25 protein-coding genes are annotated in these 24,135 nt (G+C 61.4%); 8 read left to right on the top strand and 17 right to left on the bottom strand.

What is annotated here, in order from left to right:
- Positions 1-89: 89 nt before the first annotated feature.
- The gene (locus IM739_RS09480; RefSeq protein ID WP_237370907.1) at positions 90-1,265 is read left to right on the top strand and encodes an MFS transporter; all 1,176 of its coding nucleotides are present in this window, start codon (positions 90-92) and stop codon (positions 1,263-1,265) included.
- A gap of 39 nt (positions 1,266-1,304) precedes the next feature.
- On the opposite strand, the gene cimA is transcribed toward IM739_RS09480, so the two are convergent.
- The 8 genes from cimA to cysS all read right to left on the bottom strand — a co-directional run bounded on the left by cimA (position 1,305) and on the right by cysS (position 7,740).
- Entirely contained in the window at positions 1,305-2,921 is a 1,617-nt protein-coding gene (gene cimA / locus IM739_RS09485) for a citramalate synthase (RefSeq protein ID WP_237370908.1), read from the bottom strand.
- A 101-nt stretch (positions 2,922-3,022) separates the two neighbouring features.
- Positions 3,023-3,985 carry a prolyl aminopeptidase gene (gene pip / locus IM739_RS09490; RefSeq protein WP_237370909.1) on the bottom strand — a complete coding sequence of 321 codons (963 nt, stop codon included), beginning with the start codon at positions 3,983-3,985 and terminating at the stop codon, positions 3,023-3,025.
- The gene (locus tag IM739_RS09495; protein WP_237370910.1) at positions 3,975-4,475 is read right to left on the bottom strand and encodes a GFA family protein; all 501 of its coding nucleotides are present in this window, start codon (positions 4,473-4,475) and stop codon (positions 3,975-3,977) included. The genes pip and IM739_RS09495 overlap by 11 nt, the downstream gene beginning before the upstream one ends.
- Positions 4,472-4,939 (bottom strand): GFA family protein, encoded by a 468-nt coding sequence (locus IM739_RS09500; protein WP_237370911.1) that lies wholly within the window; start codon positions 4,937-4,939, stop codon positions 4,472-4,474. Before IM739_RS09500 ends, IM739_RS09495 begins: the two co-directional genes overlap by 4 nt.
- 120 nt (positions 4,940-5,059) lie before the next feature.
- On the bottom strand, positions 5,060-5,539 hold the full coding sequence (locus tag IM739_RS09505; protein WP_237370912.1) for a GFA family protein: 480 nt from the start codon (positions 5,537-5,539) through the stop codon (positions 5,060-5,062).
- The gene (locus tag IM739_RS09510; protein WP_442981109.1) at positions 5,532-5,936 is read right to left on the bottom strand and encodes a type II toxin-antitoxin system VapC family toxin; all 405 of its coding nucleotides are present in this window, start codon (positions 5,934-5,936) and stop codon (positions 5,532-5,534) included. The genes IM739_RS09505 and IM739_RS09510 overlap by 8 nt, the downstream gene beginning before the upstream one ends.
- 11 nt (positions 5,937-5,947) lie before the next feature.
- On the bottom strand, positions 5,948-6,193 hold the full coding sequence (locus IM739_RS09515; RefSeq protein WP_237370914.1) for an antitoxin: 246 nt from the start codon (positions 6,191-6,193) through the stop codon (positions 5,948-5,950).
- 62 nt (positions 6,194-6,255) lie between these two features.
- Positions 6,256-7,740 carry a cysteine--tRNA ligase gene (gene cysS, locus IM739_RS09520; protein WP_237370915.1) on the bottom strand — a complete coding sequence of 495 codons (1,485 nt, stop codon included), beginning with the start codon at positions 7,738-7,740 and terminating at the stop codon, positions 6,256-6,258.
- Positions 7,741-8,101: 361 nt separating this feature from the next.
- On the opposite strand from cysS, the gene IM739_RS09525 reads away from it, so the two are divergent.
- Entirely contained in the window at positions 8,102-9,847 is a 1,746-nt protein-coding gene (locus tag IM739_RS09525) for a PAS domain S-box protein (protein ID WP_237370916.1), read from the top strand.
- A gap of 12 nt (positions 9,848-9,859) precedes the next feature.
- Here the strand turns inward: IM739_RS09525 and IM739_RS09530 are convergent, their stop codons facing one another.
- From IM739_RS09530 to alr, 8 genes are all read right to left on the bottom strand, one after another.
- Positions 9,860-10,747, bottom strand: a complete 888-nt coding sequence (locus tag IM739_RS09530; RefSeq protein ID WP_237370917.1) for a DMT family transporter — start codon at positions 10,745-10,747, stop codon at positions 9,860-9,862.
- A gap of 76 nt (positions 10,748-10,823) precedes the next feature.
- On the bottom strand, positions 10,824-11,564 hold the full coding sequence (locus IM739_RS09535; RefSeq protein ID WP_237370918.1) for an SDR family NAD(P)-dependent oxidoreductase: 741 nt from the start codon (positions 11,562-11,564) through the stop codon (positions 10,824-10,826).
- Between the two features lie 23 nt (positions 11,565-11,587).
- Positions 11,588-13,081, bottom strand: a complete 1,494-nt coding sequence (gene purF, locus IM739_RS09540; protein WP_237370919.1) for an amidophosphoribosyltransferase — start codon at positions 13,079-13,081, stop codon at positions 11,588-11,590.
- Between the two features lie 126 nt (positions 13,082-13,207).
- The gene (locus tag IM739_RS09545; protein ID WP_237370920.1) at positions 13,208-13,831 is read right to left on the bottom strand and encodes a CvpA family protein; all 624 of its coding nucleotides are present in this window, start codon (positions 13,829-13,831) and stop codon (positions 13,208-13,210) included.
- A gap of 89 nt (positions 13,832-13,920) precedes the next feature.
- A complete protein-coding gene (gene radA, locus IM739_RS09550; protein WP_237370921.1) occupies positions 13,921-15,324 on the bottom strand; it encodes a DNA repair protein RadA in 1,404 nt (467 codons plus the stop codon).
- Between the two features lie 10 nt (positions 15,325-15,334).
- Positions 15,335-15,676 (bottom strand): type II toxin-antitoxin system RelE/ParE family toxin, encoded by a 342-nt coding sequence (locus IM739_RS09555; protein WP_237367592.1) that lies wholly within the window; start codon positions 15,674-15,676, stop codon positions 15,335-15,337.
- The gene (locus IM739_RS09560) at positions 15,642-15,887 is read right to left on the bottom strand and encodes a type II toxin-antitoxin system ParD family antitoxin (RefSeq protein ID WP_237367593.1); all 246 of its coding nucleotides are present in this window, start codon (positions 15,885-15,887) and stop codon (positions 15,642-15,644) included. Before IM739_RS09560 ends, IM739_RS09555 begins: the two co-directional genes overlap by 35 nt.
- A 74-nt stretch (positions 15,888-15,961) precedes the next feature.
- A complete protein-coding gene (gene alr, locus IM739_RS09565; RefSeq protein WP_237367594.1) occupies positions 15,962-17,128 on the bottom strand; it encodes an alanine racemase in 1,167 nt (388 codons plus the stop codon).
- A 90-nt stretch (positions 17,129-17,218) separates the two neighbouring features.
- Between alr and IM739_RS09570 the strand changes: the two genes are divergently transcribed.
- The 3 genes from IM739_RS09570 (at position 17,219) to IM739_RS09580 (ending at position 19,140) form a co-directional block, all read left to right on the top strand.
- On the top strand, positions 17,219-18,076 hold the full coding sequence (locus tag IM739_RS09570; protein ID WP_237367595.1) for an AraC family transcriptional regulator: 858 nt from the start codon (positions 17,219-17,221) through the stop codon (positions 18,074-18,076).
- Between the two features lie 63 nt (positions 18,077-18,139).
- Positions 18,140-18,841: an AzlC family ABC transporter permease gene (locus IM739_RS09575; protein ID WP_237367596.1), complete on the top strand. Its 702-nt coding sequence runs from the start codon at positions 18,140-18,142 to the stop codon at positions 18,839-18,841.
- Positions 18,838-19,140, top strand: coding sequence for an AzlD family protein (locus IM739_RS09580; protein ID WP_237367597.1), 303 nt, complete (start codon positions 18,838-18,840; stop codon positions 19,138-19,140). Before IM739_RS09575 ends, IM739_RS09580 begins: the two co-directional genes overlap by 4 nt.
- A gap of 35 nt (positions 19,141-19,175) precedes the next feature.
- Here IM739_RS09580 and IM739_RS09585 read toward each other — a convergent pair whose 3' ends face one another.
- Positions 19,176-20,672, bottom strand: coding sequence for a replicative DNA helicase (locus IM739_RS09585; RefSeq protein ID WP_237367598.1), 1,497 nt, complete (start codon positions 20,670-20,672; stop codon positions 19,176-19,178).
- A 313-nt stretch (positions 20,673-20,985) separates the two neighbouring features.
- Here IM739_RS09585 and IM739_RS09590 point away from each other — a divergent pair, with 313 nt between their 5' ends.
- From IM739_RS09590 to IM739_RS09600, 3 genes are read left to right on the top strand one after another with little or no spacing between them, the layout of a single operon-like run.
- A complete protein-coding gene (locus IM739_RS09590; RefSeq protein WP_237367599.1) occupies positions 20,986-21,444 on the top strand; it encodes a MarR family winged helix-turn-helix transcriptional regulator in 459 nt (152 codons plus the stop codon).
- Positions 21,445-21,475: 31 nt separating this feature from the next.
- Positions 21,476-23,074 carry an MFS transporter gene (locus tag IM739_RS09595; RefSeq protein ID WP_237371025.1) on the top strand — a complete coding sequence of 533 codons (1,599 nt, stop codon included), beginning with the start codon at positions 21,476-21,478 and terminating at the stop codon, positions 23,072-23,074.
- Between the two features lie 4 nt (positions 23,075-23,078).
- Positions 23,079-24,131 (top strand): HlyD family secretion protein, encoded by a 1,053-nt coding sequence (locus tag IM739_RS09600; protein WP_237367600.1) that lies wholly within the window; start codon positions 23,079-23,081, stop codon positions 24,129-24,131.
- Positions 24,132-24,135 lie beyond the last annotated feature (4 nt).

Here is a 24,135-nt window from a genome sequence, read left to right on the forward strand (position 1 = left end):
TTCATGAATGTTGTGCTTATCCGAAGACTATTTCACCGATCCTTTGCTGTCTATCTGCAGTGCATCCCATTTCAACAAGGACGCACACCATGCCTCTTGCTCTCTATGCCCTGACCGTTGGTGCCTTTGGCATCGGCGTCACGGAATTTGTCATCATGGGCCTGCTGATCGATGTCAGCGCCGATCTCGGCATTTCGATCGCGGCCGCCGGTCTCTTGATTTCCGGCTATGCTCTCGGTGTCGTCTTCGGCGCGCCGATCCTGACCACCTTGACCGGCCGATGGCCGCGCAAGACCGTGCTGATCGCGCTGATGATCATCTTCACCATCGGCAATATCGCCTGTGCGCTGGCGCCCAATTACGAGACGCTGATGGCCGCCAGACTGCTCGCGGCTCTGGCGCATGGCACCTTTTTCGGTGTCGGTTCCGTCGTTGCAACCGGACTGGTCGCGCCGGAGCGCCGCGCATCGGCCATTGCCGTGATGTTCACCGGCCTCACGGTCGCCAATATCGCCGGCGTTCCTTTCGGCACCTGGCTCGGCCAGGAATATGGCTGGCGCACGACCTTCTGGGCCGTGGCCATCGTTGGCATTGCGGCTCTTGCCGTACTTGCCGTCTTCCTGCCGCGCGACGACAAACAGCCCGAAGCGCAGGACTGGCGCTCGGACTTAGCCACCATGGCCCGCCCGCAGGTCCTCGCCGGCCTCGCGATCACCGTGCTCGGTTATGCCGGCGTCTTCACCGTCTTCACCTATATCGCGCCGGTCCTGACCGAGATCACCGGCTTTTCGGCCGCCGCGGTCTCGCCGATCCTGCTGGTCTTCGGCGGTGGACTGATCGTCGGCAATCTTCTGGGCGGCAAACTCGCCGATCGCAATCTCGACCGTTCGGTCCTGCTGACGCTGGCGGTGTTGACGGTGTCGCTCGGGGTCATGGCCCTGGTTCTTGAACACAGGAACCTGACCATCGCCTTTGTCGGCCTTGTCGGCGCGGCGGGTTTTGCAACGGTTGCGCCCTTGCAGATGCGGGTACTTCAGAAGGCGGAAGGTGCAGGGCAGGCGCTCGCCTCGAGCTTCAACATTGCCGCCTTCAATCTCGGCAATGCCATTGGCGCCTGGGTCGGTGGTCTGGCGATCGAGCATGGCGCTGGCCTGGCCGCGCTGCCGCTGGTGGCCGCGGGATTTCCGCTGGCGGCCCTGGTGCTGGCCATCGCTTCGATGGTCAGTGAACGCCGCAGGCTGGCCACGGCGCTTGCAGAAGTGTGAGGTCAGGCGGACAACCCTGATCGCGCAGGATCGCCGCCGTCATTCGGCGGCGATCTGACCTGCCATCTGCCGGTTCTTCAGCAGCTTGTAGACAACAGAGTCCATCAACGCCTGGAAGGAGGCGTCGATGATATTTTCCGACACTCCGACCGTCCACCAGCGTGCGCCGCTATCATCGGTGGATTCGATCAGGACGCGGGTGATCGCCTCGGTACCGCCGTTCAGGATACGCACCTTGTAGTCCGCCAGTTCCAGATCGCCGATCTCGTGCTGGTACTTGCCGAGATCCTTGCGCAGCGCGATGTCGAGCGCGTTGACGGGGCCGTCGCCCTCGGCCACCGACATCAGCATTTCGCCGTCGATGATCGTCTTGACCACTGCCTCCGATACGGTCTTCAGCCGCCCATGGCTGTCGAAGCGCCGTTCGACCATCACCCGGAAGCTCTCGACCTGGAAAAAGTCCGGAACGCTGGTCAGCGTGCGCTGGGCGAGCAGTTCGAAACTCGCATCCGCTCCCTCGTAGGCATAGCCGGAGGCTTCGCGTTCCTTGACGATGGCGATCAGCGTATCGAGTTTCGGATCGTCTTTCTCGACGCGGATGCCGCGCCGCTTCAGTTCGTTGATGAAATTAGCCTTGCCGCCCTGGTCGGAGACCATGACCTTGCGGAAATTGCCGACGCTTTCAGGCTCGACATGCTCATAGGTCTTCGGATCCTTGAGCAGGGCCGAGGCGTGGATGCCAGCCTTGGTGGCAAACGCCGAGGCGCCGACGTAAGGCGCCTGGTGGTTGGGAGACCGGTTGAGCAACTCGTCGAAGGCGCGCGACAGACGGTTGAGGCCGACCAGCGCCTCGCGGTCGATCGATGTCTCGAAGCGTGTCGCGTAGGTGTCTTTGAGACAGAGCGTGGGGATGATCGTCACGAGATCGGCATTGCCGCAGCGTTCGCCGATACCGTTCAGCGTTCCCTGGATCTGCCGGACACCGGCCTCCACCGCGGCCAGCGAATTGGCAACGGCCTGGCCGGTGTCGTTATGGGCGTGAATGCCGAGCGCGCTGCCCGGAATGCCGGCGGCAACCACCGCCGCGATGATCTCGCGGATTTCCGGCGGCTGCGTCCCGCCATTGGTGTCGCAGAGAACCACCCAGCGCGCACCGGCGTCATGCGCCGTCTTCGCACAGGCGAGCGCATAGGCCGGATTGGCCTTGTAGCCATCGAAGAAATGCTCGCAATCGACCATGGCGAGCTTGCCCGCCGCGACCACGGCCCTGACGCTGTCGCGGATGCTTTCGAGGTTTTCATCGTTGGTGCAGCCGAGCGCGACCTTGACGTGGTAGTCCCAGCTCTTGGCGACCAGACAGACCGCATCGCTCTTCGCCTGGATCAGCTGGGTGAGACCTGGATCGTTGGAGGCGGAAATGCCGGCCCGCTTGGTCATCCCGAAGGCGACGAAACCGGCCCGGCTCGTGCGTTTTTTGGCAAAGAAGGCCGTATCCGTCGGGTTTGCCCCCGGATAGCCGCCTTCGACATAATCGAGGCCGAATTCATCGAGCATGGCGGCGATGGCAATCTTGTCCTCGACCGAAAAATCGATGCCGGGCGTCTGCTGGCCGTCCCGCAGCGTCGTGTCGAAGAGATAGATTTTTTCGCGTGTCATTGCAGTGCCTCCGAGGCATTCCGTGTCGTGGTCCCGTCATCCGGCTGTCGCCACCTTCGCCCCGCAGGCGGGCCGAAGGGCAGGGTGAGGGCATTCTTGTCCTAGGCGCTCTTTCCCGCAAACCGGTCCGTCGCCCGGATCAGCTGATCGAGGATGCCCGGCTCCAGAAGTGCATGCCCAGCGCCCTCGATCAGGTGGAAATCCGCCTTCGGCCAGGCCTTGGCAAGCGCCCAGGCATATCTGGCAGGGCAGGGCATGTCGTATCGGCCATGGATAATGACACCTGGAATGTCCTTGAGTTTGTAGGCGTCGCGCAAGAGCTGGCCTTCCTCGACCCAGCCGCCATGCACGAAGAAATGGTTCTCGATACGGGCAAATGCGATGGCGAAATCGTCCTCGCCGAAATGGGCGGCATAGTCCGGGTTGGGCAGCAGCGTGATCGTTTCGCCTTCCCAGGTGCTCCAGGCCAGCGCACATTCGAGCTGCTTCTTGCGGTCGTTGCCGGTCAGGTACTTGCGATAGGCGCCCATCAGGTCGTGGCGTTCTTCAAGCGGGATCGGTGCGATGAAGCGTTCCCACTTGTCGGGAAACATTTCGGAGACCCCGAACTGATAGTACCAGGATAGCTCCGCCTTGGTCAGCGTGTAGATCCCGCGCAGTACCAGTTCGGAAACCCGCTCCGGATGGGTTTCCGCATAGGCGAGCGCCAGCGTCGATCCCCATGATCCGCCGAAGACCAGCCACTGTTCGACACCGATCATGGCGCGCAGGCGCTCGATATCGGCGACCAGGTGCCAGGTGGTATTGGCGTCGAGGCCGGCATGCGGCGTCGACTTTCCGCAGCCACGCTGGTCGAACAGGATCACGTCATAAAGCGCCGGGTCGAAGACGCGCCGCTGGGTCGGGTTCGATGCGCCGCCCGGGCCGCCATGCAGGAAGACGGCGGGCTTGGCGCCCTTGGTGCCGACGCGTTCCCAGTAGATCGTATGGCCGTCGCCGACATCGAGGAAACCCGTCTCGAAGGGTTCGATCTCCGGATAGAAGCCCCGCAACTCATTGGTCATGTTCAGTCCTTTTCGGCGGCCAGACCACGGTGTCATGATCGGGATGCTGATGATTGCTCGCGCTGATGGCGGCATTGCCGTCCGCCAGGTCGGAGCGGTCTGTCGGGTTCTCCGGCAGGCTGAAAAGCTTGTCGAAATAGGACAGGCGTGATTCCACGCCATCCTGCGAGACGGGTACGACCGCCTCCGGCTTGTCGAGGCTGCCAATCGTCACGCTGATATAGGGCGAGCCGACCGTGCGAAAGAGCAGTGGCGTACCGCAATTGTCGCAAAAGCCGCGGCCGCACGGGTCGGACGAGCGGAACCAGCGCGGTTCGCCCCGCATCATCAGCAGGTTCTCGGCGCGGGTGCCGGCCAGTGCCATGAAAAAGTTGCCGCCCGCCTTCTGGCACATGCGGCAATGACAGATATGCGGATAACCGAGTTCGCCTGCCACTTTGTAGCGGATCGCACCGCACTGGCAGCCACCCGAATGCACCTCTCGGTTCATGCCTCGTCCTCCGGCGGCCAGGCGGATGTGTCATGATCGGGATGCTGGAAGGACACGACCGAAGCGAAATGCTCCTCCATCGCGGGGCTCGTATAGGCAGGTTTCTCGAATAGGTGCTCGATCCACGGCAGGCGATGATGATGGTTGACCTGCACCTGGGGTTCGAATTTCGCCGGGTTGTCGAAGGCGCCGATGGCGATCTCGATGCCCTCGCCATGATGATAGGTCAGCGGCGTGCCACATCTTCCGCAGAAGCCGCGTTTCACCTTCGCCGAGGAGCGAAACAGCATCGGCTGCCCGCGCGTAAAGGTCAGATGGGCATGGTCGGCGGTGACAAAGGCACCGAAGAAACTGCCGAACGCCTTCTGGCACATGCGGCAGTGGCAGATCGACGGTCGTCCGAGCTTTTCCGCCTGGAACCGCACGGCGCCACACTGGCAGCCGCCTGAAAAGATTTCGCTCATGCCGCTCTCCTCACTTGAACATCACGTAAACGACCACGCCGGCGATGATGGCCGTGACGATCACGCCCTTGGCGATCAGTCCGTAGAGCAGCCATTTCGGCATTTGCGTATTCGGATTCGTCATCGCGGCGCCTCCGGCCAATGCTCGGTGTCGCGGTCCGGGTGCTGATAGGATACGACCTCCAGCACGAAGGGCGCCTCGACAGCGTCTTCCTCGGTCGTGTGGCCGGGCAGCAGATGCAAGTGGTCGACGAAGTCGATCTTGCCCTCGATGCCGAACTGCACCACGGGCGGCAAAAGCGACGGATCGTCGAAGGCGCCGGCTGCGATCGCAATCCCGTCCGGCGCCTCATAGGTCATCGGCGTACCGCAATCGCCGCAAAAGCCACGAAGGGCAAAATTCGAGGAGCGGAAGCTCTTGCGCTCGCCGCGGGTCCATTCGAGTACAGCCCCGCGTGTCGAGACCAGCGGCGCATAATAGGCGCCAAAGGCCTTCTGGCACATCCGGCAATGGCAGATGGAACTGTCCTTCAGCACACCGGTCACGCGGAACCGCACCGCGCCGCACTGGCATCCGCCGGAATGGATGGCTTCAGTCATCGTGCATATCCTCCAGCCAGTTTTCGACCTTCAGACCGGGAATACGGGAAAATTCCCGTGTGTTGGCGGTGACCAGCGTCAGGTCGAGCGAACGAGCGTGCGCGGCGATGAAGAGATCCGTTGTGCCTACCGGTTTTCCCTGACGTTCGACGTTCAATCGGATTTCCGCGAAATGATGACTTGCCACGTTCTCGTAAGGCAAAACCGAAATCCGGCCGATAACCGTTTCAATCAGGCTTGTCAGTCGTACAGAACCACGCTTCATCGCGCCAAAGCGCAGTTCCGAGGCGACGATTGCGCTGATCGCGATCATCTCGTCGTCCATCGCTGCCATTCGCTCTGCCGCGCGCCCATACGGATTGCGGATGGCGTCGGACACGATGTTCGTATCAAGCATGTAGAGAGGAGTCATAGATCGACATCCCGGGGCGGTGGTTCCTGAATGTCGAAATCGAAATCCTCATCGATTGGCTGCTGCTGGCGCAGCCACTCGATGAGATTTCCTTTCTTGGCTTTGACCACCGGTTCGAGGATGATCCGGCCGCCTTCCTTGCGCATGATCACTTCGTCACCCGGGAATTCAAATTCCACGGGAATACGAACGGCGCGGTTGCGGCCGTTTTTGAAAACGCGAACCTGTCTTTCGATACCCATCCGAATTCACTCCCGACAATGGCATATGCCTCAGCATATGCCTCCAAGCGATTTTCCGCAAATCAGCGCTTCACCTCCCACGTCGTCACGCGCTCGCCGCTCTCCTTGTCCTTGCCGTCCTTGAGCTGGATGCCCCGGGCGGCCAGATCTTCGCGGATCTTGTCGGCTTCAGCGAAGTTCTTCGCCTTCAGCATTTCCAGGCGCATCTCGACAAGGGCATCGACAGCGGCCGAAAGGTCGTCGCTGACCTCCGCCTTTTTCGGCAATACGCCGAGCAGGGCCGCGCTGGCGGCAAACAGCGGCAGCAGGGCCGGATCGGCGCTTGCGTCGTGGGCGAGCGCATGCAGTGCCTGCACGGCGGCCACCGTGTTCAGGTCGTCATGCAACGCCTCCAATACAGTCTCGCACGGAGCCAGACCGCTTGCCTCGGCGGCGGGCCATTTGGCGAGAAGGCGCTCGGCCTCTTCCAGTCGCTTGACGGAAAAGTCGATCGGTTCGCGGTAATGGGTCATCAGCATCGCCAGCCGCAGCACTTCGCCCGGCCATTTGCGGCCGCCGAAGGTCTCCGTCTCAAGCAGCTCGTTGATGGTAACGAAATTGCCTTCCGACTTCGACATCTTGCGGCCCTCGACCTGCACGAAACCGTTGTGCATCCAGACATTGGCCATGATGTCGGTGTCGTAGGCGCAGCAGGACTGGGCGATCTCGTTTTCATGGTGCGGAAAGATCAGGTCGAGCCCACCGCCATGGATGTCGAACTGGTGCGGCCTTGCCTTGCCCTTGGGCGACAGCCGGTCTCTGATCTCTTCCCACAGGTAGCGGTTGGCCATGGCCGAGCATTCGATATGCCAGCCTGGACGGCCGTGGATGGCGATCTTCTCACCTTCGAAGGTAAAATTGCCCGGCCAGCCCGGTTCGGTATCGGCCGATTGCTTCCACAGCACGAAATCGCCTGGGTTTGTCTTGTGCGCTTCGACGGCAACGCGCGCACCGGCCTGCTGGTCCTCCAGCTTGCGTTTCGACAACTGGCCGTAATCGGCCATCGAAGCCGTGGCAAACAGCACCTCTCGCCCTTCCGAGCCGGTTGCCACATAGGCATGTCCCTGGTCGAGAAGGCGCTGGATGATCGCGATCATCTGGTCGATATTGTCAGTCGCGCGTGGCTCGACGGTCGGCTTGAGGCAGCCGAGCGCTGCGACATCCGCGTGGAACTGGCTTTCCGTCTTGCCGGTCACGGCGCGGATCGCCGCATTCAGCGACAGGCTGCCGTCGGCGATCTGCTGCCCGAAATCACGCAGAGCCCGCGCATTGATCTTGTCGTCGACGTCGGTGATGTTGCGCCCGTAGGTGACCTTGTCTTCACCATGGATATGACGCAGCAGCCGGTAGAGGACGTCGAAGACGATGACCGGGCGCGCATTGCCGATATGGGCGAAATCGTAAACGGTCGGGCCGCACACATACATGCGCACATTGTCCGGGTCGATCGGCTCGAAGTCGACCTTCTCGCGCGCAAGTGTGTTGTAAAGCTTGAGGCCCGTCGGCATTCCTGTCTCCCATAACAAAACCATCCGGCTGGACCGGGTCGTTTGTCATCTGGGACTTTTCAGGAGACGAAAACGGCCGGGCCAGCGTATGCGCTAGCGAATAATGATCCAGCAGATGCAGATGGTCGTTTTCATGGCCGGTGTTATGGCGCGGGGCCGTGATTTGGTCAAGGGGCAGGAGGGGGAGCGCAGACGAACTTTGAGTTGTCTTTGGGCGCGTCGTTTAACGGTTTTTATGGGGGTTTCGCCTATCTTTGCCGAAGCGACCGGCTTTTTGCGGTCCAACGAACCGAGCATCGGATGTCTTGAGACAATGGCCAGTGATCAAGAGAGTGATCGATTGAATGCAGCTGGAAGCCTGTTGACGGCCGATCTGGGCATGAGCCTTGCCGACTGGATGAAGATGACGCCTGCCATGTCGCATTCGATCGACAGCCGGGGCGTTCTTGTTGCGGTCAGCGACTCTTGGTTGCGCAAGCTGGGTTACGAACGTCGCGAGGTTCTGGGCAAGTGCTCGACGGATTTCATGCCGGAAAGGTCCCGGGAAAGGGTCCGCCTGGAAAAGATCCCGCAGCTGTTCCAAACCGGCCGTGTCGAAAACGTCGAATTCCAGATGATCTGCAAGGACGGTTCGCCTATCGATGTCCTCCTCTCCGCGGTGCTGGTCAGGCAGGGCGAGGATCATGTTTCCATATCGAGCTTTACAGACATAACCCAGCTGCGGGCGATCGAGCAAAAGCTTGCCGAAAGCGAAGCCAAGTACCGCTATCTCGTCGAGTATCAGTCGGAAATGGTGTCGCTGGCAAAGGTCGACGGCGAATTGCTCTTCGTCAATCGCGCCTATGCCGAGCATCATGCGACGACCCCGGAGGAGATGATTGGCAGGAGCCTCTATGACTTCGTGCCGACACAGATCCGCGGGGAACTGGCGCAGCACATGCAGCATGTCGCAATCGTCGGCGAGGCCAAGGACATCGAGAACCAGGTCCTGTCGCCGGATGGAAAACCGCGCTGGGTGTCGTGGACCAACAAGGCCTTCAAGGACGAAAATGGTATCGTCACGGCGATCCATTCCGTCGGCAAGCATGTCGATGCGCGGGTGGATGCCGAGACCAAGCTGCGCGAGAGCGAGGAACGATACCGCCTTCTTGCCGAAAACTCGACGGACATGGTGTTTCAGCTGGATGCCGGCCGCGCCTTTACCTATGTGTCGCCGGCAGGTCCGGACATTCTCGGGCATGCGCTGGAGGACCTCGATGGCCGCTGCCTCTACGATCTCGTCCATCCGCAGGATGCGGAAAGCATCCGTGCCATCCTTTGTGCGCTAGCCAGTGGTGAGCTGAAACGTCATGGCGGCGTTCACCGCTTCCTGCATCGCGACGGGCATCCGGTCTGGGTCGAGATGCAGGTAAAGGCACTCGGACTTTCGCAGATCGGATCCGAAACCGGTATTGTCGGCACATTGCGCGATTTCAGCGTTCACAAGCGGCTGGAGGAAAGGTTGCGGGATGCCAACCTGCTGCTGGCGGAAGCCGCCGCCACCGATGGCCTGACCGGCCTGATGAACCGGCGCGCCTTCGACCAAGCGTTCGAAGAGGCCTTTGAGGTGGCGAAAGCCCAGGGGCAGGAGCTCGGCCTGATCCTGACCGATGTCGACTATTTCAAGGCTTACAACGACCACTATGGCCATTCGGCCGGCGATGAATGCCTGAAGACGGTCAGCGCAATTCTGCGCTCGGTGGCCGAGTCCTGTGGCTATCATGCGGCGCGCTACGGCGGCGAGGAGTTCTGCATCATCCTGCCCGGCGCGTCGGAGAACACCACCTTCCTGGCCGCCGAGCGCATGCGGCTCGCCATGCAGGAGATGTCCGAGGCGCATGCCGGCAGCCCTTCTGGCTTCGTATCGATCAGCCTCGGTCTTGCCACGCTGTCGCAATCGGGCGTTCGCGATCGCTCCGATCTGCTCAATGCCGCCGACCGGGCTCTCTACAGGGCCAAGGCATCCGGCCGCAACACGGTTGTGCGGGCATCCTACTGCGAGATCGAGGCCGAGCGAGAGCAGCGGGTCGTTCCGAACAAGCCCCTGAGGTTGAGCAGGGTCGGCTGACGCGACGGCGTGTCAGGCTGTTTTGCGGGCCGAACGACCGAAGGGCAAGAGACCGAGTACCAGCGCGCAACCGGCGATGATCACCGCACCTCCGAGCAATTGCAGAACGGTCAGCGGTTCGTCCAGCACCAGCGCGCCGACCAGGACGGCGACGACGGTGACGGCAAATTCGACGCTGATCGCCGGCGTAGGGCCGATGCTCTTGACCAGATCGAAATAGAGCACATAGGTCAGGGCACTCATCAGGCCGGCCAGGGCCACCAGATAGAGATAGTCGATCGGAGCCGGAATGCCCGGCACCGGCACGAAGGCGAGCAGTGGCAGGGTGAGGATACCGCCGGCGATGAAAGACCCGATCGTCACCTCCCATGCGTCGGTGCCTTTCAGGTGCAGGCTGGCATAGTTGCTGCCGAACGCGGCGGAGAAGGTCGAGAAGACCATCGCCGCACAGCCAAGCACGAAGGTCCTGTCAACCGGGACTGCCGGAAACCCGACCAGCATGATGATACCGATCGTGCCGAGTACCAGGCCGACGACGCGCGCCGGTGTAATCCGCTCCAGACCCCAGATCTGCGCAATGATCATCGAAAACAGCGGGATCGCAGCTACGAAGATGGCCGCCATGGCTGTTCCGATACGTGGCGTCGCATAGGACAGCCCGATCAGCTGGCCGGCGACCGTTGTTGCGCCGACGACCGCAAGCGGCAGCCACCCGGCGCCAAACGACAGCTTGCGCCGGGTCAGGCGCGCCACGGCAAACAATAGGCCGCCTGCAATCAACGAGCGGAGCGTGACGGCACCGATCCAGCCAAAGGCAGCCACGACATGCAGAAGCAGAACGAAGGAAAGGCCCCAGGCAAATGCCAGAAACGTGTAGGCGGCAATATCTCTGGGGCGCATGGCGTCTTCCAAAAAAGGATGCGGAACCGGCGGTGATCAAGTCGAAATCATCGCCAGCCGGGGCGGATCCTGACGTTTACTCCGGCATCCGATAATCGACGATCTTGCCTTCGCGAACGATGTAGAGCTTGCCGGTTTCCGTCTGTGCCGGGCCAACCAGCGGCAAAAGCTTGGCAGCGACTTCCGACGGGTGGGGTAGGGTGGTCGGATCTTCGCCAGGCATGGCCTGCGCGCGCATGGCGGTGCGGGTGGCGCCGGGATCGACCGAGAGAATGCGCAGCGGCAGCCGCTGCGTCTCGCCGGCCCAGGTGCGCGCCAGCGCCTCGACGGCGGCCTTGGAGGCGGAATAGGCGCTCCAGAACGGCTTGCATTTGTGGGCGGCACCCGAAGACAGGATCAGAACACGGCCTTGGTCGGACTTGATCAGCAGCGGTTCCAGCGAGCGGATCAGCCGCCAGGTCGCCGTCACGTTGATCGTCATCACCTTGTCGAAGACATTGGCTTCGATATGGCCGATCGGCGAGATGACCCCGAGCACGCCGGCGTTGAGCACGGCGATGTCCAGCTTGCCCCAGCGATCGAAGATGTGGCCGCCGAGCTGGTCGATCGCTGCCATGTCGGACAGATCGAACGGAACCAGCGTCGCCGAACCACCAACGGCCTTGATCGCGTCATCCAGTTCTTCCAGGCCGCCGACAGTGCGCGCGCAGGCGATCACATGGGCGCCTGCCTTGGCAAGCTCGAGCGCAGTGAAATAGCCGATGCCGCGCGAGGCGCCGGTGACGAGGGCAATCCGGCCCTTGAGGTCAATGGTCATGATCAGTCCTGTTGTCTGCGATCTTAGCCGTTTGCGGCGAGCATGGATTCCTTGCGGCCAACCATTTTTTCGCCTTCCTTGTCCAGGAGACGGGTCGGGTAGTCGCCGGTGAAATAATGGTCGGTAAACTGCGGATTGGCAGGATCGCGGGCCTCGCCGCCAACGGCCTTGTAGAGACCGTCGATTGACAGGAAGGCCAGCGAGTCGGCACCGATATACTTCGCCATCGCGGCTTCGTCGGCATACTGGTTGGCCAAGAGCTTGTCCCGGTCGGGCGTGTCTATGCCGTAGAAGTCCGGATGGAAGATCATCGGGCTGGCAACGCGCACATGCACTTCCTTCGCGCCGGCATCACGGATCATCTGGACGATCTTCAGCGACGTCGTGCCGCGCACGATGGAATCGTCGACGAGAATGACGCGCTTGCCCTCGATCATCGCCCGGTTGGCCGAATGCTTGAGCTTGACCCCGAAGGCGCGGATCTGCTGGGTGGGCTCGATGAAGGTACGGCCGACATAGTGGTTGCGGATGATGCCGTATTCGAACGGAATGCCGCTCTGCTGGGCATAGCCGAGGGCAGCCGGCGTGCCGCCATCGGGAACCGGCACAACCACGTCGCCCTCGAGAGGCGCTTCGATCGCCAGGTTCATGCCGGCATTCTTGCGGGTCGTGTAGACGTTCCGGCCGCCGACGACGGAATCGGGACGGGCGAAATAGACGTATTCGAACAGGCAGAGACGCTCGGGCTGCGGCCGGGCGGGCATGCGTGATTCGATATTGATCGAGCCGTCCGGCTGGATTTCGCAGATCACCACTTCACCATTCTTGACGTCGCGGATGAATTTTGCGCCGATGATGTCGAGGGCGCAGGTCTCGGAAGCGAAGATCGGCTTGCCGTCGAGTTCGCCCATGACCAGCGGACGAATGCCGATCGGGTCGCGGGCGGCGATCAGCTTGGTCCGCGTGAGCGCGATCATAGCATAGCCGCCTTCCATCTGGCGGATCGCGTCGATGAAGCGGTCGGCGGTGGAGGAATGTCGCGAGCGGGCGATCAGGTGCAGGACAACTTCGGTGTCCGAGGTAGACTGACAGATGGCGCCGGTGGCGATGATCTGGCGTCGCAGCGTCAGGCCATTGGTGAAATTGCCGTTGTGGGCAATCGCGATGCCGCCTTCCTCGAGTTCGGCGAACAGCGGCTGGACATTGCGCAGGGCAACTTCACCGGTCGTCGAATAGCGGGTGTGGCCGATCGACATCGAGCCCGGCAGCTTCGCTATCGTCACCGGGTTCGTGTAGTGGTCGCCCACCAGTCCCATGTGCTTTTCGGTGTAGAATTGTCGGCCGTCAAAGGAGACGATGCCGGCTGCCTCCTGGCCGCGATGCTGGAGCGCGTGCAGGCCGAGCGCTGTCAGCGTCGACGCATCGCTGTGTCCCAGGATCCCGAAAACCCCGCATTCTTCATGAAACTTGTCGTCCTCGGCACCGTATACGACGTCGGTAGGGATGAAGTGGTTCATGGCAAGTCGCCTTTGTTCACGGGGACAGATGCAGCAAGCAGCGCCTTTAACAGATAAGCCGCCGGTCTGTCCCGATCCGGCGGCGTCTGGGTCTTATATAGGACGCGGCTGGTCGCCGCGCAAATTTCAATTCTCGGCCGGCGCCTCGCCCGATGGTGCGGTATCGGCAGGCGCGGTTTCCGCCGGAGCCTGCTCGGCCGGTGTGGCCTGTCCGTCCGGCGCCGTTTCCGTTTCCTCGCGACCCAGGATGCGCGCGCGGATCTGCGGCTCGATATCGGTCGGCAGGACCGCTTCCAGCTTCAGCACCAGCGCATCGAGGAAAGGCTTGGACTTGGAATTGTTGACCCAGTCGGGCCGCTGCTTGACGTCGATCAGCCAGTTCCAGAAGGCGACGGCAACGACGAGAAGCAGAATGCCGCGGGCGGCGCCGAACAGGAAGCCGAGCGTCCGGTCCAAGGCGCCGATACGGCTGTCGATGATGAAATCGGCGATGCGCGAGGTGATGAAGGAAATCACGATCAGCGCGATGAGGAAGATGATGCCGGCGGAGCCCGCGATGGCGATACGGTCATCGCTGGTATAGTTCTTCACATAGGGAACCAGCACCGGATAGAGATAGTAGGCGGCCGCAACAGAACCGGCCCAGCTTGCGATGGAAAGCACTTCGCGCGAAAAGCCGCGCACCATCGCCAGCACCGCTGAAAACAGCACGACGCCGATGACGATACCGTCAAAAATCGTAATAGGCATAAATACCAACTCCAAGACTGCCGGCCCAGACCGGCATGATTGTCACCGCGACACCGCCTGAACACGCGATTTTCGCGCGTCGGAGCGGATCAACCATCCTCCTGATCGTTGCGCGCTTTCAACCGGGAACCGGCGATCCGCGCCACAAGATCGGGAAGGCTGTCCACTTCCCTCCATTTGCCCGTCGAACCCTTAGGCAGTTCGGCCGAGGCAGCCGGCAATACCGCAGCGGAGAAACCAAGCTTTTCCGCCTCTTTCAACCGTTGGGCCGTATGCGAAACCGGTCGCACCGCCCCTGACAGGCTGACCTCGCCGAAATAGACGCAATCGGCGGGAAGGGCAAGACCGGCAAGCGAGGAAACCAACGCCGATGCAATTGCCATGTCGGCGGCCGGTTCCGAAATCCGATAGCCGCCGGCGACGTTGAGATAGACATCGTGCTGGCCGAGCCTGACGCCGCAATGGGCCTCAAGCACGGCCAGGATCATCGCCAACCGGCTCGAATCCCATCCGACGACGGCGCGGCGCGGCGTGCCGAGCGAGGTTGCCGCCACCAGCGCCTGGACTTCGACCAGGATCGGGCGCGTGCCCTCCATGCCGGCAAACACCGCTGCCCCCGGAGCTTTTTCATTGCGTTCGCCAAGAAACAGTTCCGACGGATTGGCCACTTCGCGCAGACCCTTGTCCGACATTTCGAACACACCAATCTCGTCTGTCGGCCCGAAACGGTTCTTCACCGTGCGCAGGATGCGGTAGTGGTGGCCGCGGTCGCCTTCGAAATAGAGAACCGCATCGACCATGTGCTCGACGACACGCGGGCCGGCGATCTGGCCCTCCTTGGTGACGTGGCCAACCAGCACCATGGTCGCGCCGGTCTGCTTGGCAAAGCGGATCATTGCCTGAACGCCGGTCCGCACCTGCGTGACGGTGCCGGGTGCGCTGTCGGCCGTGTCGCTCCACAGGGTCTGGATCGAATCGATGATCACCAGGTCCGGGCGCTTGCCCTCCGAGATCGTTGCCAGGATATCCTCGACATTGGTTTCGGCGGCCAGCAGCACATCCGTTTCGGCCGCGCCAAGCCTTTGCGCCCGCAGGCGAACCTGTGCCACGGCTTCTTCGCCCGAAACATAGATCACCCGGTGGCCCTTGCGCGAAAGGGCGGCGGCAGCCTGCATCAGCAGCGTCGACTTGCCGATGCCGGGATCGCCGCCGATCAGGACGGCCGAACCACGGACAAAGCCGCCGCCGGTTGCCCGGTCAAGCTCCGCCATTCCGGTGGGAATTCTGGGGGCTTCCTCGATCTCGCCCGAAAGCGCCGTCAGCGTTACCGCGCGGCCCTTTTTCGGCGTCTTGCCAGGCCCGCCGCCGATCCCGCCCATCGGATCTTCCTCGACGATGGTATTCCATTCGCCGCAACCGTCGCATTTTCCGGCCCAGCGGCTGTGAACGGTGCCGCAGTTCTGGCAGATGAATTGAGTTTTTGCTTTTGCCATAAAGTGAAGGTCAGTCTTTTTCGTTGTCTGTGAAGTCGATTGTCGCCTGATCCTGACGGCCATGGACGACACGGAGAATGGAAATTGCTGTGTCGGTGACACGGATGTAGATACGGCGCTCCCGAAACACAAAAATGCGAATGTCTGATTGGGCATCGCTTTGGCTTCCGGTGAGCCCAAGCAATGCGAGTTTGATCATCTGACTGTGGAGGCTGATCGCGAACTGCTCGGCTGCGGCCGGATTGTACTTGGCTATATAGCGATAGATTTCCCGAAGGTCCTTGCGTGCTTTCGAGGACCACCGAACCTGTCGCTTCCTACTCGCCATCTGCGGTTGGGCGAATATCTGCAAGAAACTGTTCGGCCGTCTCGTAGACGTGGAATCGCCCGGCTTCGATATCGTCGATTCCCTCCTGAATGAGGAGGCGGAGAGTTTCTGTATCCTGTTCGCGAAGCCTGGCGAGACCGGCGCTGATCATCTCATCCGCACTGCCATAGACGCCGGATTTGACCTGTTCGTCGACGAAGACTTCGTCGTTCTTGTTCAATCGAATTGGCGGCACGATCCCTCTCCATGGCACCTGAAAAGCTTCCCGATTGACGGAACAATAGCAGAACAAAAACTGCTGTGCTACTTCTAAATCTCGGTCGGGATATAGTGTCGCTCGTAGCGCAACCCGAGCCCTGTCAGCATTTCATAGCCGATCGTACCGGCTGCCCGCGCCACGTCGTCGAGCAGGATGTTGGAGCCGAATAGTTCGATGTAGTCGCCGGCTGCGATGGCAGCATTCGGCACATCGGTAATATCGAAGATGGTCAGGTCCATGGTGACACGCCCTACAACCGGTACCCTGTGGCCGGCGATGAAGCCGTTGGCGCCAGCGATACCGGTGTCGCGCAGGGCGACACCGTGGCCGGAAAGGTTGCGCAGATAGCCGTCTGCATAGCCGACCGAGGCGATGGCGAGACGGCTGTCGCGCGACAAGCTACAGGTGCCGCCGTAACTGACTGTCTCGCCGGCCTTGGCCTCGCGGATCTGCAGGATGCGCGCTTCGGCCTTGGCGACCGGCCGCATCGGGTTGCTCATCCCGTTTACCACTTCGCCGCCGTAGAGCGCTATCCCCGGTCGGGTCAGATCGAAATGGAAGTCGGACCCAAGGAAGGTTCCAGCGGAGGCTGAAAGGCTTGAATCAATGCCTTCGAAAGCCTCGCTAACCTGCCGGAAAGCCTCAAGCTGTTGGCGGTTCATCGGAGATGCCGGATCATCGCCGCACGCTAGATGGCTCATCACCAGAACCGGCGAGAAGCTCGCCGGGCGGGAAACGTCGTCGGCCATGATCAGCGCATCGGCCAGGGGCAGGCCGAGCCGGTTGAAGCCGGTATCGACATGCAGCGCACACGGATGGTCGCCATGCTCCGAGACGACCGCCATCCAGAAGGCCAGTTGTTCCTCGGATGCGATCACCGGGACGAGATCGTTGTCGAAAAAGAAGTGTTCGACGCCCGGCCAGATGCCGGAGAGCACGTAGATCCGCGCCTCTGGCGCATAGATGCGCAACGTTTCGCCTTCGGAGGGAACGGCGACGAAAAAGTCGCGGGCGCCGGCCATATACAGCGTTTCGCCGACATCCTCGATGCCGAGACCATAGGCATCGGCCTTCAGCACGGCGGCTGTGCGCGCCTTGCCCGAGCGCCTGGCCATTTCCCGCCAGTTGTCTGCAATGGCCTGCAGGTCAACGGTCAGGCGCAGCGGTGCGCTGAGGAATGCTTCGGAGACGTCGGTGAGGTCGGAAAACTGGGGCATCGATAACCGGAAAATGGAGGCATGGATCTTGGCTCGGACCCTAGCACTTTTCTACAAGACTGAAATGCTGAGGCGAGATAGAATTCTGCAATGCACAACGTTTCGCAGAAACAAGCCACCGACGCGATGCCGACCGTTCAGACCGAACGGACGCGGTTCTGGCGCGACCAGCGTTTCCGCAACATGGAATGCATGGCGGCCACCTTCATCACGCACGAATTCTCGCCGCATTCGCACGACACGTTTTCCATCGGGGCTATCGAGGCCGGATGCCAGGTTGCCATGATCCGTGGCGCGCGGGAGCATACCGGACCGGGAGCGCTTTACTTGATCAATCCGGGTGAAACGCATGACGGTCAGCCGGGAACCGACGAGGGTTACCGGTACCGTATGGTCTATCCCGACATTGCTTTGTTCACCGAGATCCTGGAAGAGGCGACCGGACGCGCCTTTCACGGCACGCCGAGCTTTTCCCGGCAATTGCTGGTCGATCCGCAACTGGCCGAAGCCTTCAGTCGCGCCCACCGCAAGCTTGAGGATGGCTCAAGCGAGCTCGAAAGCGAAGAGAGCATGTACACGGCGCTATCCTCGATGTTTTCCCGCTATGGCAGCGCGATCATCGTCCCGCAGGATTTCCGCGAGCCGATCGGCGTGCGCCGCGCCCGTGACTATATTCTCGCACATTTCGACCGGGAGATCGGGCTGGAGGATCTGGCGCGCGAGGCCGGGCTCAGCCGTGCCCATCTGATCCGGGCCTTCCGCCGGCATTATTTCATCACGCCGCACGCCTATCAGACCGACCTGCGCATTCGCCATGCCCGCCATCTCCTGCGCAGTGGGGAGAGCCCCGCCGATACCGCATTGGCTTGCGGTTTTGCCGATCAGGCGCATTTCACCCGCCACTTCAAGGCGCGCACAGGTCTGACGCCGGGCAAGTACCGTCGATAGTCACTTTCGTTCAAGACGGCCATCGGCCGGATCACTAGGACCTCGGACAACGGGAGGTCTCCAATGTATGAAATATCGTTCCGGCGCGAATTCCTCAGTGGGTTGCGCGCCATAGCCCCATTGCTCTTTGCCGCTGTGCCCATTGGTTTCGTTTTCGGGACGGTGGCGGTGGGGCAGGGGCTCTCGCCACTGGAAGTGGGCCTGATGAGTGCCCTGGTATTTGCTGGCGGCTCGCAATTCGTTGCCATGGACCTCTGGACGCATCCGGCCTCCTGGGCAGCACTCGGCTTTGCGGCCCTGCTGGTCAATCTGCGCCACATTCTCATGGGGGCATCGCTGGAGCGCAGCCTTGGGCGTTTTCCCGCGTGGCTCAAATTGCCGTCGCTGCTGCTGATGGCCGACGAGATCTGGGCGGTGGCAGAAGCAAGGGCGCGGACCATGGTGCTGACCCCGGCCTTCTACCTCGGTCTTGCCTTGCCCTTCTACTGCGGCTGGATCTTCTCGAGCCTAGCGGGCGCGCTGCTGGGTGAGGTGATCGGCGACACGGCGGTCTTCGGCCTCGACTTCGCCTTTCCGGCGGTCTTCATCGTCTTGTTGATGGGATTCTGGAAAGGGCGGGAAACAGGGCTGGTGTTGATTGCCAGCGCCGCTGCTTCGCTGACCGTTTATCATCTCGTGCCGGGTGCCTGGTATATTGCAGCCGGTGCCGTGGCCGGTCTCGGTGCGGCCTTTGTGCCGCGTGTGCAAAAGGAGCAGACGGCATGAGCCTTGACCTGGCAACATTGGCCGCCATCGTCGCGATGATGGTCGCCACGGTGTTCACGCGGCTGGCGGGGTCGCAGCTGGTCAGGCGGCTCGATCTTGGCGAGAAGGCGCAAAAGGCGCTTGGGGTCGTGCCGCCGGCCGTCCTGATGGCCGTGGTCACGCCGACCGCGCTGGCAGCCGGATGGGCCGAAACCGTGGGCTGCGCGGTCACGGCCGTGGCTGCACTCCGCTTGCCGCTGCTGCCTGCGGCAGCAGCGGGCGTCTTTACCGTGGCGCTCTTGCGCTGGCTCGGCGCGTAGTCGTTATCGCTTCGAAAGCATGACGGTCCAAACCGTCATGCCTCTTCATATTGGGTGAAGCTCGGCTCGGCGAGGTCGGCAAAGCGGGTGAATTCCGACTGGAAGGCGAGCTTGACGGTGCCGGTCGGTCCGTGGCGCTGCTTGGCGATGATCACGTCGGCCGTACCCTTGACCTTTTCCATCAGCTGTTCCCATTCGGGATATTTCGGATCTCCCATATCGCGCGGTTCGAGGTTCTTGACGTAGTATTCCTCACGGAACACGAACAGCACGACGTCGGCGTCCTGCTCGATCGAACCCGATTCACGAAGGTCGGAAAGCTGCGGACGCTTGTCTTCGCGGCTTTCGACCTGACGCGACAGCTGCGACAGCGCGATGATCGGAACATTGAGTTCCTTGCCGAGCGCCTTCAGGCCGGTGGTGATCTGGGTGATTTCCTGAACGCGGTTTTCCCCGGACTTGCCGGAGCCGGTCATCAGCTGGATATAGTCCACCACTAGGCAATCGAGCCCGCGCTGGCGCTTCAGACGGCGCGCGCGTGCCGACAGCTGGGCGATGGAAATACCACCGGTCTGGTCGATGAACAGCGGCACTTTCTGCATGGTCTGCGAGAAGCCGACCAGCTTTTCGAAATCATGCTCGGTGATGTCGCCGCGGCGGATCTTCGACGAAGAGACTTCCGTCTGCTCCGACATGATACGGGTGGCCAGCTGTTCCGACGACATTTCGAGTGAATAAAAGCCGACGACGCCGCCGTTCTTCGCTTTCATCGAACCGTCAGGCATGACTTCGGGGTCATAGGATGCGGCGATATTCCAGGCGATGTTGGTCGCAAGCGAGGTCTTGCCCATACCCGGACGTCCGGCGAGCACGATCAAGTCGGACCGCTGCAGGCCACCCATCTTGCTGTCGAGCGACATGATGCCTGTCGAGATGCCGGAAAGATTGCCATCACGCTCGAACGCTGCGCCGGCCATGTCGACGGCGAGCGCAACGGCGTCGTTGAACGACTGGAAACCGCCATCGTAGCGGCCGTTTTCCGCGAGTTCGAACAGCCGCCGTTCGGTATCTTCGATCTGCGTCTGCGGCGGCATGTCGAGCGGTGCGTCATAGGCAATGTTGACCACGTCCTCGCCGATCGTGATCAGCGCCCGGCGCAGTGCCAGGTCGTAGATGGCTCGACCATAGTCCTCTGCATTGATGATCGTGACCGCTTCCGACGCCAGGCGGGCGAGATATTGCGCCACCGTCAGGTCGCCGACGCGCTGGTCGGCAGGCAGGAAGGTCTTGATCGTCACAGGGTTTGCGGTCTTGCCCATGCGGATGATTTCCGAGGCAACCTCGAAGATCTTGCGGTGCAGCGGCTCATAGAGATGCGGCGGTTTGAGAAAGTCCGAGACGCGATAATAGGCGTCGTTGTTCACCAGGATGGCACCCAGCAACGCCTGCTCCGCCTCGATATTGTTCGGAGCTTCCCTGTAGAGCGGTTCGCCCTGTTGTGCCGGAGCAATTTTTCGCAATGCATCGCTCATAGCGGTCTACCGTTTCTTCATGTCTGGCTATCGGATTGTGCAATGGGTTTGTCCGCACCCGTCGCTCAAGTCAACAGCAATTCAACCTTTGGACGGCCCTCGGGAGGGGGGCATTGAGCTTTTCGAACTCATCCCAAGTTTCCACAGGCTCTGCTCTTTTCTCAATGTTTTTCTTGACTCGCTTTGGAAGGGAATCGCGCGGGCAGCTTTGCGAAAATGAACGCTCAGCCATGCAGTCTGTTCCTCTTGCGCAGGGTCGTCATGTCTATTAAGTAGGGCAAATATAATTAGTGTGCTATCAATTGGTGATGTGATGGACCGTCCTGCGAGCCAGCGCCTTCTTGTTCAGGAACTTCTCAATTTTTCCCGCAAACTGCGGGCGCATTTTGACGCATCGGTCCGCCAGAGGGGCCTGACTTTGCCAAGGGTGCGGGTGCTCTACACCTTGCTCGCCGAAGACGGACAGACCCAACGAGCGCTTGCCGCCGAATTGGAGATCGAGACGCCGACACTCGTACGTCTGCTTGATTCGATGGAGGAGCAGGGGCTGATCGAGCGCCGGGAGCTTAAAACCGATCGCAGGGCCAAGCAGATTTTCATGACGCCGATGGGTGCGGCGATTGCCGCCGAAATGAGTATCTTCGCCGACGATTTTCGCGACCGCCTGCTGATCGACATGACCGATGACGCCATCGACGGTGGTCTCGCCATGGTGCGCCACCTACTCGACAGATTGGTGGACATGGGGGAAGGAGCGCCGGCCGGTGAGTAATGCTGCTTCCATCCCCGCCGCTCCGCAACCGATGCCGCAACCCATGCCGCAACCCATGCCACCGGCGCGCGCCGCGCTCTATATCGGAGCCTCTATCCTGCTGTTCGTCACCCAGGGCCTCGGCATGCAGTTCGCCTCGGCAAACCTCGTGCAGTTGCAGGGTGAATTGCAGGCAACGACCAACGAATCCGCATGGCTGATGGCTGCCTATATGGCGCCTTATGCCAGCATGGCGATTGCCCTGGTCAAGGTCCGCACCCAGGTCGGCCTCAGACGCTTCGCCGAGTGGAGCGTGATCATTTTTCTCGGTGTGTCGATCCTCAATCTCGCGGTCCACGACCTCCAGTCGGGCATGGTTGTACGCTTTATCAGCGGCATGGGGGCGGCTCCACTTTCCACGCTGGGTTTCCTCTACATGCTGGAGGCCTTTCCGCCCGCCAGGAAACTCACCGTCGGCATTGCACTGGCCCTGACCAATACGGCGCTTTCAGCGCCGTTGGCGCGACTGATTTCGCCGATCCTGATCACCTATGGCGGTTGGCACAGCCTTTACATGTTCGAGCTTGGTCTCGCGCTCTTGATTTTCCCGATCATCTACCTGCTGCCCCTGACGCCGATCCCCCATGCCAAGGTGATCGGCAGGCAGGATGTGCTGAGTTATCTTTGCGTTGCCGTCGGCTTTGGAGCGCTGGCGGTCGTATTGTCCGTCGGACGCCTCTATTGGTGGTTCGAGGCTCCTTGGATCGGCGTGCTGCTTGCGGTCTCGATTGCGGCACTGACGCTATTTATCCTGATGGAATTGCCGCGCACTGCGCCGATGGTCGATATCCGCTGGCTGCTGACGCCGCAGAACCTGCATTTCATCGCGGTCCTGCTGGTATTTCGCTTCGTGGCCGCTGAACAGACGAGTACCGCAACCAGCTTCTACCTCAATCTCGGTATCAACGATGCTCAGATCCCCACACTGTACTGGATCATGCTGGCTGGTTCGCTTGCCGGAGGGCTGGCCAGCGCCTGGTTTCTGGATCGCAAGAAGATCGAGACAGCCCATGTGCTCGCGCTGCTGCTGATCGCGACCGGCGCCTACCTGGACGCGCATGCGACCAATCTGACCCGGCCGCAGCAAATGTATCTCAGTCAGGCCATGGTGGCAGCGGGTGCGGCACTTTTCCTGCCGACTGCCATGGCCAAGGGCCTTGTGGCCGCCTTGGCCAAGGGGCCGCAATACATGCTGACCTTCATCGTTATCTTCCTGTTCACCCAGGCGATCGGCGGGCTGATCGCGTCGGCGGCGCTCGGCACGTTCATGGTCCTTCGGCAGCAATTTCATCTGAAGACGCTGCTGGAGCACTTTGTCCTGACCGACCCGATGGTTGCTGACCGCGTCCAGACACTCTCGGCGACCTACGCAAAGGTGGTCGCCGACAAGGCCGCGCTGGCGACAGAAGGCATCACGCTGCTGCAGCAGCAGATTTCGCGGGAAGCCTATGTGCTTGCCTATAACGACACATTTCTCCTGACCTCCATCATCGCCGGGCTCGCGCTCGCAGCCCTTCTTGGCCATCTTGGTTTCGAGTGGCTGCGGCAGCGGACAAAGATGCCCGAACTGCAAGCATCAAATGCGGAATAACACCATGTTCAATACCCTTCGCAATCCAGCATCCCTTTTCGTACTTCTGCTCGGCACAGTCGGCGTGGCGGTCACGCTGTATGCCTGGCATCTGCCGCCGTTCCGTACCTCTATCGAGACAACCGACAACGCCTATGTGAAAGGCTATATCACGGTGATCAGTCCGCAACTGAGCGGCTATATTGCGGAAGTCGCCGTCCAGGACTTCCAGGAAGTAAAGCAGGGCGACCTGATCGCCCGCGTCGACGATCGTATCTTCGCGCAGAAGCTCGCCCAGGCAAAGGCGACGCTTGACGTGCAGAAGGCCACGCTGGCCAACTCGTTTCAGGAGGAAAAATCGGCAGAAGCCGCCGTCGGCTCCGCCGATGCCGAAGTGGCGAGCGCCCGTGCCGCATTGGAAAAGGCCCAATCGGACTGGGACCGCAGCCAGCGGCTGGCAACCACCGGCGTCGTCACCGAAACCGTGATCGAAACCAACCGCTACAATCTGGCTCTCGCACAGGCCGGGGTGACGAAGGCGGAGGCTGCGGTTGAGGTTGCCCGCCAGAAGGTGGCAACCATCCTCGGCACCCGCGCCTCGCTGCAGGCATCGGTGGCAGGCGCAGAATCGGCCGTCCAACTGGCGGAAATCGATCTGCACAACACCCGGATCGTCGCGCCGCGCGACGGTCATGTCGGTGAAGTGGGCGCCCGGCTGGGCCAGTATGTCTCTGCCGGCAGCCAGTTGACCACGCTGGTGCCCGGAGATGTCTGGCTGATTGCAAATTTCAAGGAAACCCAGCTGGATGGGTTGAAACCCGGCCAGCCGGTGGAGTTTACCGTCGATGCCCTGGGCGGTGCCGCACTGAAGGGCCATATCGAGCGTTTCTCGCCAGCGACCGGCTCCGAATTCAGCGTCATCAAGACCGACAATGCCACCGGCAACTTCACCAAGATCGCCCAGCGTGTCGCAACCCGCATCAGCGTCGATCCTGGTCAGGAATTGTTGCAGCGCCTGTCGCCCGGCATGTCGGTGGTCGTCCGGGTGGACAAGCAGTCGGAGCCGGAGATGCGATAGCCGG

Source organism: Rhizobium sp. SL42 (assembly GCF_021729845.1).
GTDB lineage: Bacteria > Pseudomonadota > Alphaproteobacteria > Rhizobiales > Rhizobiaceae > Allorhizobium.